This window comes from Pseudomonas sp. KH_017, from assembly GCF_057840285.1.
The window spans coordinates 6319066-6330979 of record NZ_CM174509.1 but is presented as its reverse complement, the minus strand read 5'-3'; the positions used below and the strand labels follow the sequence as shown (position 1 = coordinate 6330979).

The window sequence follows — 11914 nt, the reverse complement described above, 5'->3', positions numbered from 1 at the left end:
TCAAACCTGTTGCACAAAGGTCAGCCGCACGGCGAAACCGATCAACAGGCTGCCGAACAACCATTGTTGCAGGCGCTGGGCTGAGGGGCTGCGTTGCAGCCAACGGCCGAGTGCCGCGCCGATCAAAGCGTAGGCGCTGTCGAACAGCAAACCGACACCGACCAGCACCACGCCCAAGGTCGCAAATTGCCCGAGCACCGGCCCGGCCTGTGGGTTGATGAATTGCGGCAGTAGCACCGAGCAGAACAGCAGTGCCTTGGGGTTGAGCAGGTTGGTCAGCAGTCCGCGTCGGATGGCTGCGCCCCAGCGCGGTTTTTCGCCGGTTGCGTCGGCGCTGGTGAGGCTCGGCAGCATCGTGGTTCGCAGGCACTGAATGCCGATCCACAGCAGATACGCGGCACCGGCCAGGCGCACCACGTCGAAAGTCCAGGGCGCCGCCTTGAACAGTGCCGCCAGCCCCAGTGCCGCCAATGCCACATGGCAACCTCGGGCGATGCCCAGGCCCACGGCCGTGGCCAGCGCGGCGCCTTTGCCCTGGCGGGCACCGGTCTGCAACAGCAGGATCATGTCGGGCCCCGGCAACAGGTAAACCACTGCCAGTGCCATGAAAAACAGCCAGAGACCTTGCATGTTGCACCCCATTCGTTGTCGATTTGGTCGTGCCAGTCTAGGGCTGAAGGGCGGGGCAGGTGCTTGCGTTGTCAGCTTCTATCGGGGCGTGTATTGGCATAATCTGCCACTTAATCAAGATTGAACCATCAGGATCTGCCAAACCATGAAACTCGACGCCTACGACCGCAAGATTCTCGCCGCACTGCAACGGGATGGCCGCTTGAGCAATGTGCAACTGGCAGACGAGATTGGCCTGTCGGCATCGCCTTGCTTGCGCCGGGTGCGGATGCTTGAAGAGGCGGGGGTTATTCGCGGCTACCAGGCCAATCTTGATCGCGATGAAGTGGGGTTGGGGCTGACGGTGTTTGTCGGGGTCAAGGTCGAGCGTCATAACGATGAACAAGCCGAAGCCTTTCGCCAGGCGGTGACGGCATTACCCGAGGTGATTTCGGCGTTTCTGGTGTCAGGGGAGTCGGACTTTCTGCTGCAGGTGGTGGTGCCGGACTTGCGTGCCTATGACCGCTTTCTCACCGGGCGTTTGCTGAAGCTGCCGGGGGTGAGCGACATCCGCAGCAACTTTGCGATTCACACGGTGAAGGCCCCGGGGGTGTTGCCGCTGGAGCATTTGCCGCTTTAAACCGAGTCGCCTGCTTTCGCGAGCAAGCCCGCTCCCACACTGGTTTTGTGAACGCCACAGATCAACTGTGGGAGCGGCGATCCGACTTGCTCGCGAAGGCGGTGGCCCCGTCACCGCCAGTCCATGGCCTTACATCTGCGTCGCCATCCCCTCCACATTCATCGCCGCCTGGCGCAAGGCCTCGGAGCGGGTCGGGTGTGGGTGGCAGGTCAGGGCGATGTCTTCGGCCGAGGCACTGAATTCCATGGCCACGCAGTACTCGCCAATCATTTCACTGACGCTCGGGCCGACCAGATGCACGCCGAGGACTTCGTCCGTGCGCTCATCGGCCAGCACTTTGGCGAAGCCTTCGGTTTCGTGGTTGATCTTCGCCCGACTGTTGGCGGTGAAGGGAAACTTGCCGACCTTGTACGCCCGGCCTTCGGCCTTGAGCTGCTCTTCGGTCTTGCCGACGCTGGCCAGTTCCGGTTTGGTGTAGACCACACTGGGGATCAGGTTGTAATTGACCTCGCCCGCCTTGCCGACGATCTGCTCGACGCAGGCCATGGCTTCGTCCTCGGCCTTGTGGGCGAGCATGGGACCTGAGGTCACGTCACCAATCACCCAGACGCCGGCGGCTTCGGTGCGATGCCCCTTGTTGGCGAGCATGCCGCGCTTGTCGGTGGCGAGGCCGACGTTCTCCAGGCCCAGGCCCTGTGTATAAGGTCGGCGCCCGATGGCCACCAATACGTAATCCGCTTCCAGCAACTCTGCAGCACCGCCAGCGGCAGGCTCGATACTGAGCTGAACGCCATTGGCGGAGCTGGTAGCGCTGGTCACTTTTGAACTCAACTTGAAACTCAAGCCTTGCTTGCTCAGGGAGCGTTGCAGGGTTTTGCCGGCTTCGATGTCCACGCCAGGGCAGATCCGGTCGAGAAACTCGACCACCGTTACCTGCGCCCCAAGGCGTCGCCAGACCGAACCCAGTTCCAGGCCGATCACGCCGGCACCGATCACAACCAGATGCTTGGGCACCTCGCTCAGGGCCAGGGCACCGGTGGAGTCGAGGATGCGTTTGTTATCGATGTCCACACCAGGCAGGGGCATGGGCTCGGAACCGGTGGCAATGATGATGTCCCTGGCGATCAGTTCGGTCTTGCCACCGGCTCTATCGGTCACAGTGACTTTGCCCGGTCCGTCGATGTGGCCCCAGCCTTTGATCCAGTCGACTTTGTTTTTGCGGAAAAGAAATTCGATGCCCTTGGTCAACCCGGTAACGCTTTCATCCTTTTGCGTCATCATCCGGGCGAGGTTGAGGCTGGGTTTGACGTCGATCCCCAGGTTGGCAAATTCCGCCCCCATGGCCGCGTCGTACAGTTCGGAGGCATGCAGCAACGCCTTGGACGGCATGCAACCAACGTTCAGGCAGGTGCCGCCGAGTGTGGCGCGTCCTTCCACGCAGGCGGCTTTCAGACCCAGTTGTCCGGCGCGGATCGCCGCGTTGTAACCGCCGGGGCCACCGCCGAGTATCACGACGTCATAAATGCTCATGGATGTACTCCTGGATCGAAAGGGGGGTAGGGATGGGTAAAAGTAGTACCTGGATAAAATTACGATCGTAATATGTGCGTTTTGCCGTATTTCGGTCAAGGCTTCAGCTAAGCGACAGCTTGGGAATCTTTAGATAGCGCGCTTGAAAACAGAAATTTCACCATTTCGTTATATCGTAACGAATTGTTCTGTAAGCGAAGACACTCTGGGGTGGTATGCAAGTCGATCTCGATGTTGATGAAGCGCCGTTAGCCGGGTTGCCGCGCTTTCAGCAGGCGGTCATTCAAGGGCGGCGTTTGCGCCAGTTCGCCATCGGTGCGGGCGTACTCGCGACGGTGGGTGTGCTGCTAGCGTTTTTTGTCGGGCTGTTTTCGTCGCAAACACTGTGGCCAGCGTTGCTGCTGAACCTGAGCGCGGCGTCGGTGGTGTTGATGGCGGGTTCGCAATCGGCTTGGTGGGTGGCCCAGTGGCGTGCCCGCGCCATGAGTCCCGAAGTGCCGGTGGTCGTTGTCGACGAGTCTGCCGCGCCTTCGGGGTGGTATGAGCGTTTGCTGGACCGGATCAGCCAGCAATCGCAGCACCTGCTCGGGCAAATCGGCGCGCCGACGCTGTGGCTTGGCGGCTGGGCATTGTTGGCGGTATTGGGCGTGGAACAGGCCTGGAACCTCACGTTGCCCCCGGCAGCGCTGGGCCTGTCGGCCACTGTCGGGGCTGCGTGCTTTTTGCTGTTGGCGTTCGGCCTGTTGGTGATGGAGCGCCATCTGGCGCAGGAAAACACCGCGCAATGGCCTGAAGCCGCTACGTTGGCGCAATTGATCCGTGTGGCGATCATCAGCCTGGTGCTCGGTGCTTTTTGTCTGTTGTTTGCCAATGAAACCTCGGTATGGCCTGTACGTCTGGCGGTGTTGATCGGACTGCTGCCGGGGCTGGTGGCGGCAGAGCTGTTGCTGCGCGCGGTGTTGTCATTGTTCAGCCCGCGCCGCGAACGCCTTGAGCCGGAGCTGTTGGCGCGCAGTTTTGTCGCTGACATGCTGCGCTGGCCACCACAGCCATTGCTGGCGTTGCAGCACGAATTGCATAACCGCTTCGGCATCGATCTGCGGCAGATCTGGGCTTTCACTTACATGCGTCGGGCGTTCCTGCCGGTGCTGGCGGTGGTGTCGCTGGTTGGCTGGTCACTGACCGGTATTCACGAAATTGCCCTGCAAGGGCGTGGCATCTACGAACGATTCGGCAAGCCAGTGGAGGTGTTCGGCCCAGGTTTGCATATGGGTTTGCCTTGGCCTTTGGGCCGGGTGTTGAGCGTCGAGAATGGCGTGGTTCACGAGTTGGCCACCAGTGTTGGCGAAACCACAGCCCCCATTCAGGCCGACCCCGCTGAAGGCCCGGCCCCGGCGATCGCCAATCGTTTGTGGGACGCCAGTCATGTGAACGACAAATCCCAGGTGATCGCCAGCAGCCGAGCCGACAAGCAGAGCTTTCAGGTCGTCAACATGGACGTGCGCTTCGTCTATCGCATTGGTCTGAGCGATGAGGCGGCGTTGGCCGCGACCTATAACAGTGCCGATGTGCCGATGTTGATTCGCAGCACCGCCAGCCGAATCCTCGTTCACGACTTCGCCTCGCGCACCCTCGACGGTTTGCTCGGCGAGGACAGGGTAGGGCTGGCCGAAGAGATCGGCCGTGCGGTGCAGGCTGACCTGCAAAAACTCGACAGCGGCGTGGAAATTCTCGCCACGGTGGTCGAAGCGATTCATCCGCCGGCCGGTGCAGCCAATGCCTATCACGGCGTGCAAGCGGCGCAGATTGGCGCGCAAGCCTTGATCGCCCGTGAACGCGGCGCGGCTGCCGAGGCCACCAACCAGGCGCAGTTGCAGGCCAGCATCGCCCGCGATCAGGCGACAGCCAGCGCCCGTGAAATCAACGCTGGCGCCCAGGCCGCAGACCTGAAATTCAACGCCGAGCAAAAAGCCTATGCCAGCGCTGGCCAGGCCTTTGTGCTGGAGCAGTATTTCAGCCAGTTGTCCCAGGGTTTGGCCAACGCCAGATTGCTGATTCTTGATCATCGACTGGGCGGCAGCAGCAATGCGCCGACCATCGACCTCCGTACGTTCACGCTGCCGGTTGACCCTGCGCCGTCGCGTAAAACCGCTCAGCCAGGAGCTGCCAATTGAGCCAGTCCCATACCCACGACCACGATGACCACGCCGGCCACGATCACAGCCATGGCGGGCACCACCACGGCCACCATCATCATCACCACGGCGATCCGCAGGAGGCCGGTCCATTCCCGTGGCGTCGGATGGGTTGGGCGGCATTGTTGGTGGCGTTTGCGGTCGCTGCCGCAAGCCTGGTGCAGGTGCGCTCCGGTGAGGCCACGGTGATCACGCGCTTCGGCAATCCATCGCGAGTCTTGCTGGAGCCGGGACTGGGTTGGCGCTGGCCGGCACCGTTCGAGGCGGCGATCCCGGTGGATCTGCGACTGCGCACCACGTCCAGCGGTTTGCAGGATGTCGGTACGCGGGACGGTTTGCGCATCATCGTCCAGGCCTACGTGGCGTGGCAGGTGCAGGGCGATCCGGACAACGTGCAACGTTTCATGCGCGCGGTGCAGAACCAGCCCGATGAAGCCGCGCGGCAGATTCGTACCTTTGTCGGCTCCGCACTGGAAACCACCGCCAGCAGTTTTGATCTGGCGAACCTGGTCAATACCGATGCCAGTCAGGTGCGCATTGCCGATTTCGAAGCACAACTGCGCAAGCAAATCGATCAGCAACTGCTCACCACTTATGGTGTGCGCGTGTTGCAGGTCGGTATCGAACGATTGACGCTGCCTTCGGTGACGCTCACCGCGACGGTCGACCGGATGCGTGCCGAGCGCGAAACCATCGCCACTGAACGCACGGCTATCGGTAAGCGTGAAGCCGCGCAAATTCGTTCCGCCGCCGAGCGTGATGCGCGAATTGTGCAGGCCGATGCCACAGTGAAAGCGGCAGATATCGAAGCGCAATCGCGGGTGGAAGCGGCGCAGATTTACGGTCGCGCCTACGCGGGATCGCCGCAGCTCTACAACCTGCTGCGCTCGCTCGACACCTTGGGCACGGTGGTAACGCCAGGGACCAAGCTGATTCTGCGCACCGATGCCGCACCGTTCCGGGTGTTGGTTGACGGTCCGCCGAGCCTCGACAACAAGTCCGGATCGCAGCCATGAGTTTGGTTCCACGTGGAACAAATGAATTGAGCAGCCCCTGGATTCAGGCCGGGCGCTTGGCGTTTCTGGCCTTGTATGCGGTGACAGTATTGGCGGCATTGGCTTGGGCGTTTTCCAATGTGCGGCAGATCGATCCGCAAAATCGCGCGGTGGTTTTGCATTTCGGTGCGCTGGATCGCATTCAGAATGCCGGGCTGTTACTGGCATGGCCACAACCGTTCGAGCAGGTGATTTTGTTGCCGGCGGCGGAGCGGGTGATCGAGCGTCGAGTGGAAGGTCTGTTGCGCAGTGGTGCCGCGATCCAGGCAGATCGCGTGGCCAGTTTTGCCACGCCCATCAGCGATGCCCTCGCAGGCTCCGGCTATCTGTTAACGGGTGATGCCGGTGTGGTGCAACTGGATGTTCGGGTTTTCTACAAAGTCACCGAACCTTACGCGTTCGTGCTTCAAGGCGAACATGTGTTGCCGGCACTGGATCGGTTGGTCACCCGCAGCGCTGTAGCACTCACCGCCGCCCGCGATCTGGACACGATTCTGGTCGCCCGGCCAGAACTGATCGGTGCTGACAGTCAGGCGGCGGAACGACGCGAGCGCTTGCGAGGCGATCTGGTGCAGGGCATCAACCAGCGTCTTGCTGAACTCACGGCGACGGGGCAGGGACTGGGGATCGAGGTGGCGCGGGTCGATGTGCAATCGAGTCTGCCAAGCCCGGCAGTGAATGCCTTCAATGCGGTACTCACAGCGAGCCAGCAGGCCGACAAAGCCGTGGCCAATGCGCGTACCGAAGCCGAAAAGCTGACACAAACTGCCAACGAGCAAGCCGACAGAACACTACAGGTTGCCCATGCCCAGGCCAGTGAACGACTGGCCAAAGCATCCACTGACACGGCCACGGTGTTGAGCCTGGCCAAGGCGCAACAACAGGGCACTGACCCGCAAATGCTGCTGCGCATTTATCGCGAGCGGTTGCCGAAAATTCTCGGTCAGGCCGGTTCGGTCACGACGGTCGATCCCAAAGACGATTCCCGCCTGATCATTCAGGGAGCTGCACAATGACCGCTCAAACCGCCGTCGCACCGAGCCTGTTGTCTTCGGCTGAACAGCGCCGCGCCGCGCGCCAGCTGACCCTGGCCATGCTCGCATTGGGCTTGCTGGCCTTGGGATTAATCTGGCGTTGGCTGGCGCCTGAGCAAACTGGCGTCAGTCAGCTGCTGCTGGGTTTTGCCTCGCTGCTGGTCGCCGTTCCGGTCATGCGCTCGGCCTGGTACAGCCTGCGTTATCCAAGCCTGCATGGCATCACCGATCAATTGATTGCCCTGGCCATGCTGGGTGCCTGGGCCACCGGGGATCTGCTGACGGCGGCTCTGTTGCCGATCATCATGATCTTCGGTCACGTGCTGGAGGAGCGCAGCGTGATCGGTTCCCAGGAGGCGATTCACGCACTCGGTAAACTGACCCGCAGCCACGCGCGCAAGGTGCAGGCGGACGGCTCCATCATTGAAGTCGACAATGGCACGCTCAAGGCCGGCGACCTGGTCGAGGTCCGCGCCGGGGACCGGGTGCCGGCGGATGGTCGGGTGTTGTCCGGCCAGGCCAGTCTGGACACTGCCTCCATTACCGGCGAATCGGTACCGATGGAAGCGGGCGTCGGCATGTCGGTGTTCGGGGGCGCGATCAACCTCGACGGTCTGCTGCGAATCGAAGTGACCCGCACCGGCCAGGAATCGACCCTCGGCAAAGTCATCGCCCTGATGCAAAACGCCGAGCGCTCGAAACCGCCGATCACTCGTTTGCTTGAGCGTTACGCGGGCAGCTATATGGTGCTGGTGTTGCTGTTGGCGGCGGTGACCTGGTTCATCACCAACAACGCTCAAGCGATGCTTGCGGTGTTGGTGGCAGCCTGTCCTTGTGCGCTGGTGTTGTCGGCACCGGCCACGGCGATTGCCGGGGTAGCGGTAGCGGCACGCCACGGGATTCTGATCCGCAGTTCTGCGTTCCTCGAAGAGTTGGCGGACCTGACTTCGCTGGTGGTCGACAAGACCGGGACGCTGACCTTCGGCACCTTGCGCCTGCAATCCATCGACAGTCCGCTGGAGGACCGCAGCCATGTCCTGAAGCTCGCCGCCAGCCTCGGCTCGGCCAGCAGTCACCCGGTCAGCCGTGCGCTTGCGGGGTTGGTGACCCAGGAGCATTTCCTGCTGCTTTCTGACATTCATGAGCGCCAGGGCCTGGGCGTGGTGGCGATGACCGAGCAGGGCGAAGCGGCGCTCGGCCGGCCGGAGTTGTTTGCGCAACTGGGCATCAGCACAACAACGGTTCCCGATCATGACGGTCCGATTGCCGGGCTGGCGCTCAACGGTGAATTCCTTGCCTGGCTGTTGTTGGCCGACAGCGTCAAACCCGAGGCGCAATTTGCTTTGGGTGAGTTGCGCGAATTGGGCTTGGGCCGCCAGTTGTTGCTCACCGGTGACCGCCACAGCGTCGCGCAAACGCTCGCTCGGGATGTCGGGATCAGTGACGTCGAAGCGCAAGCCCTGCCCGAAGACAAACTGAACCGCGTGCTCAAGGAAATCGACAGCGGCTTCCGGCCGATGGTGGTCGGCGATGGCATCAACGACTCCCTGGCCCTCAAGGCTGGCGTGGTGGGTGTGGCCATGGGCGCGGGCGGTGCAGATATCGCCCTGGCATCGGCGGACATCGTGCTGATCGGCAGCGACCTGCGCCGCCTCGGCACTTGCGTGCGCCTGAGTCGTCAGTGCCGCCAGACGTTGCAGGTGAATGTGATCATCGGATTGGGCTGGACCCTGGCGATCGTGGCCTTCGCCGCGTTCGGCTGGCTCGGCGCTGCCGGGGCGATGATTGCGGCGTTGCTGCATAACCTCAGCACCTTGTTGGTGTTGGGCAATGCCGGTCGTTTGCTGCGGTTCCAGGAGCCGTTGCTCAAGCTCAAGGACGAAACCTGAAGGCGAATGCTCTAAATCGGGTAATCACGGGGGCTTCAACTTTTTAGAACTGTGCGCCCGGTTCGTAGTCATTGGAGATGAGGGCACATCTTTTTTGTGCGTTCGCGGCGGCAGGTGCAGGCGTCGCGAATCATGGAAATCGGCTATTAATTCGATAGCCAGCTATTTTTCAAAGATGGTCTACCCTCTGTTTAGACGTATGAAACAAGGGAGATTCTCCATGCTCGCGCATCTTCCACCGGCCTTACAGAATCTGCAATTACCGCTTCGCCTGAGACTCTGGGATGGCCATGAACTCAATCTGGGACCGGCGCCCAGCGTCACTATTGTGGTCAAGGACCCACAAATGGTCACCCAGTTTACCCATCCAAGCCTGGACGCCCTTGGCGCTGCATTTGTCGAAGGCAAACTGGAACTCGAAGGCTCCATCAGCGAAGTGATCCGCGTCTGCGATGAATGGAGCCAGGCGTTGCTTAATGAAGACGACGACAATCAGCCCGTTCGTAGCGCCCACGACAAAGAGATGGACGCCAAGGCGATTTCCTACCACTACGACCTTTCCAACGCGTTCTATCAGCTGTGGCTCGACAGCGACATGGCGTATTCCTGCGCTTACTTCGAGACCGGCAGCGAAAGCCTCGAGCAGGCGCAGCAAGCCAAGTTCCGTCATTTGTGCCGCAAGCTGCGCCTGCAGCCCGGCGAATATTTGCTGGATGTGGGTTGCGGGTGGGGCGGGTTGGCGCGTTTTGCGGCGCGGGAATTTGGCGCGAGAGTGTTCGGTATCACCCTCAGCAAGGAGCAGTTGGCCCTGGCCCGGGAACGCGTAAAAGCGGAGGGCCTGGACGACCTGGTCGAGCTGCAACTGCTCGACTATCGCGATCTGCCGCAGGATGGCCGTTTCGACAAAGTGGTCAGCGTCGGTATGTTCGAACACGTTGGTCATGCCAATCTGGCCGAGTACTGCAATACCTTGTTCGGCGCGGTGAAAGAGGGTGGCCTGGTGATGAACCACGGGATCACCGCCAAATACACTGATGGCCGTCCGGTAGGACGTGGTGCCGGAGATTTCATCGGGAAATATGTGTTCCCCAATGGCGAGCTGCCGCACCTGTCGATGATCTCTGCCGAGATCAGTGAGGCGGGGCTGGAAATCGTCGACGTCGAGAGCCTGCGCCTGCACTACGCTCGTACGCTCGATCACTGGAGCGAACGCCTGGAAGACAACCTCGAAGCGGCGTCCAAGCTCGTACCGGAACAAGTCCTGCGCATCTGGCGGCTGTACCTGGCCGGTTGCGCCTACGCGTTCGCCCGCGGCTGGATCAACCTGCACCAGATTCTCGCAGTGAAGGCCCACGCCGATGGCAGTCATGAACTGCCATGGACCCGCGACGATATCTACCTCTAGAGAATCGGCGAAATAAGCCGGGCGACCCGCATGCCGACCTGCTGCAGGCGGTGGGTCTCCCGGCCTTCTCCTTTGGCGATTTCGTGGGCGTTGGCGAAATCATCGTTGAGCATCTGTTCCACCTCGGCTGCAAAGGCGCTGTCGACGGTCAATAACATCACTTCAAAATTCAGCCGGAACGAACGGTTGTCCAGGTTGGCGCTGCCGATGGCGCTGATTTCACGGTCGATCAACACCACTTTCTGGTGCAGGAATCCGGGCTCGTAACGGAACACCCTCACACCGGCGCGCACGGCTTCGAAAGCGTAGAGGCTGGAGGCGGCGTAGACGATTCGGTGGTCGGGCCGAGACGGCAACAGCAGGCGCACATCCACACCGCGCAGTGCCGCCAGGCGCAATGCTGCGAACACGGCTTCATCGGGGATGAAATACGGGCTGGTGATCCAGATCCGTTCCGTCGCCGCATGGATCGCCTCGACAAAGAACAGAGAACAGGTTTCGCAGGCGTCTGCCGGCCCGCTGGCGAGCAACTGGCACAGCACGCCGTCTTCCGGATAAACCTCAGGCAGGATCAGCGGCGGCAGGGCACGCGCCACCCAGAACCAGTCTTCAGCGAAAGACTCCTGCATACACGCCACCACTGGCCCGCGCACTTGCACGTGGGTATCGCGCCAAGGGGCCAAGGGCGGTTTCTCGCCCATGTATTCGTCACCGACGTTGTGCCCGCCAACGAAGCCGAGAATGCCGTCCACCACCACGATCTTGCGATGGTTGCGGAAGTTCACCTGAAAGCGATTGAACCAGCCACTACGGGGGCCAAAAGCCTTGACCTCGACCCCGCCATCACGCAAGGCCTGCACGTAGCCGTTGGGCAGGGAGTGGCTGCCGACTCGGTCATACAACAGGTAGATCGCCACGCCTTCGGCGGCTTTCTTCAACAGCAAAGTTTGCAGGCGTTGGCCGAGACGGTCGTCGTGGACGATGAAAAACTGGATCAGCACGGCTTCTTTCGCCTGGCTGATGGCATCGAAAATGGCCTCGAACGTCGACTGGCCGTTGATCAACAGCCGCGTCTGGTTATTGGCCAGGCAGGGCATGTGTCCGAGCTTGGGCATCGCTCTGAGTGAGGCGTAGGCAGAAGAAGCGCGGGCGGTGAGGGCTTCTTCTACCCAGGGTCGCCAGTTGAGTTCGGAAACGGCCTTGCGCATCTCCTCGTTGGCCTGCCGCCGGGCCTTGATGTAGCCATCAAAGGTGCTGCGGCCGAACATCAGGTACGGGATCAGCGTGAGGTAAGGGATGAAAAACAGCGACAGGGCCCAGGCGATCGAGCCTTGGGCGGTACGGACGGTCAACACGGCGTGTATGGCCGCGATCATGCCCAGCGAGTGCAGCAGGGCGATGGTGTAACCGAAAATATGCGGTCCGAAATAATCCATGGGGGCTGCCTTGCTCCTGAAGATTCAGTGCTTAACAGACCATGTTCCGTGCAGAATGTCGCTAATTAATTGGCCCATGAACCGAAGCCCGCAGCTGACGTCTAACGGCCACTACTGATCA

9 protein-coding genes are annotated in these 11914 nt (G+C 61.3%); 6 read left to right on the top strand and 3 right to left on the bottom strand.

What is annotated here, in order from left to right:
- A complete protein-coding gene (locus tag AC3IT6_RS28955) occupies window positions 1-630 on the bottom strand; it encodes a LysE family translocator (protein ID WP_489353883.1) in 630 nt (209 codons plus the stop codon).
- A 145-nt stretch (window positions 631-775) separates the two neighbouring features.
- On the opposite strand from AC3IT6_RS28955, the gene AC3IT6_RS28950 reads away from it, so the two are divergent.
- Complete coding sequence (locus AC3IT6_RS28950) at window positions 776-1249, top strand: Lrp/AsnC family transcriptional regulator (protein WP_150724827.1); 474 nt, start codon at window positions 776-778, stop codon at window positions 1247-1249.
- 129 nt (window positions 1250-1378) lie between these two features.
- Here the strand turns inward: AC3IT6_RS28950 and lpdA are convergent, their stop codons facing one another.
- The gene (gene lpdA / locus AC3IT6_RS28945; RefSeq protein ID WP_489353882.1) at window positions 1379-2779 is read right to left on the bottom strand and encodes a dihydrolipoyl dehydrogenase; all 1401 of its coding nucleotides are present in this window, start codon (window positions 2777-2779) and stop codon (window positions 1379-1381) included.
- A gap of 215 nt (window positions 2780-2994) precedes the next feature.
- Between lpdA and hflK (AC3IT6_RS28940) the strand changes: the two genes are divergently transcribed.
- The 5 genes from hflK (AC3IT6_RS28940) to cfaB all read left to right on the top strand — a co-directional run bounded on the left by hflK (AC3IT6_RS28940) (window position 2995) and on the right by cfaB (window position 10357).
- Window positions 2995-4953 carry a protease modulator HflK gene (hflK, locus tag AC3IT6_RS28940; RefSeq protein ID WP_489353880.1) on the top strand — a complete coding sequence of 653 codons (1959 nt, stop codon included), beginning with the start codon at window positions 2995-2997 and terminating at the stop codon, window positions 4951-4953.
- Window positions 4950-5990, top strand: a complete 1041-nt coding sequence (gene hflC, locus AC3IT6_RS28935) for a protease modulator HflC (protein ID WP_489353879.1) — start codon at window positions 4950-4952, stop codon at window positions 5988-5990. Before hflK (AC3IT6_RS28940) ends, hflC begins: the two co-directional genes overlap by 4 nt.
- Window positions 5987-7045 carry a protease modulator HflK gene (gene hflK / locus AC3IT6_RS28930; protein WP_489353878.1) on the top strand — a complete coding sequence of 353 codons (1059 nt, stop codon included), beginning with the start codon at window positions 5987-5989 and terminating at the stop codon, window positions 7043-7045. Before hflC ends, hflK (AC3IT6_RS28930) begins: the two co-directional genes overlap by 4 nt.
- Window positions 7042-8952: a cation-translocating P-type ATPase gene (locus tag AC3IT6_RS28925; RefSeq protein ID WP_489353877.1), complete on the top strand. Its 1911-nt coding sequence runs from the start codon at window positions 7042-7044 to the stop codon at window positions 8950-8952. Before hflK (AC3IT6_RS28930) ends, AC3IT6_RS28925 begins: the two co-directional genes overlap by 4 nt.
- Window positions 8953-9172: 220 nt before the next feature.
- Window positions 9173-10357, top strand: a complete 1185-nt coding sequence (cfaB, locus tag AC3IT6_RS28920) for a C17 cyclopropane fatty acid synthase CfaB (protein WP_489353876.1) — start codon at window positions 9173-9175, stop codon at window positions 10355-10357.
- Here cfaB and cls read toward each other — a convergent pair.
- Window positions 10354-11793, bottom strand: a complete 1440-nt coding sequence (gene cls / locus AC3IT6_RS28915) for a cardiolipin synthase (RefSeq protein WP_489353875.1) — start codon at window positions 11791-11793, stop codon at window positions 10354-10356. The two genes, cfaB and cls, sit on opposite strands and share 4 nt — an antisense overlap.
- Window positions 11794-11914: the final 121 nt, after the last annotated feature.

Excerpts from the sequence above, each read along its gene's own strand:
- hflK (WP_489353878.1), top strand. The coding sequence starts at position 5,987 with ATGAGTTTGGTTCCACGTGGAACAAATGAATTGAGCAGCCCCTGGATT.
- AC3IT6_RS28925 (WP_489353877.1), top strand. The coding sequence starts at position 7,042 with ATGACCGCTCAAACCGCCGTCGCACCGAGCCTGTTGTCTTCGGCTGAA.
- cls (WP_489353875.1), bottom strand. The coding sequence starts at position 11,793 with ATGGATTATTTCGGACCGCATATTTTCGGTTACACCATCGCCCTGCTG.
- hflK (WP_489353880.1), top strand. The coding sequence starts at position 2,995 with ATGCAAGTCGATCTCGATGTTGATGAAGCGCCGTTAGCCGGGTTGCCG.
- AC3IT6_RS28955 (WP_489353883.1), bottom strand. The coding sequence starts at position 630 with ATGCAAGGTCTCTGGCTGTTTTTCATGGCACTGGCAGTGGTTTACCTG.
- AC3IT6_RS28950 (WP_150724827.1), top strand. The coding sequence starts at position 776 with ATGAAACTCGACGCCTACGACCGCAAGATTCTCGCCGCACTGCAACGG.
- cfaB (WP_489353876.1), top strand. The coding sequence starts at position 9,173 with ATGCTCGCGCATCTTCCACCGGCCTTACAGAATCTGCAATTACCGCTT.
- lpdA (WP_489353882.1), bottom strand. The coding sequence starts at position 2,779 with ATGAGCATTTATGACGTCGTGATACTCGGCGGTGGCCCCGGCGGTTAC.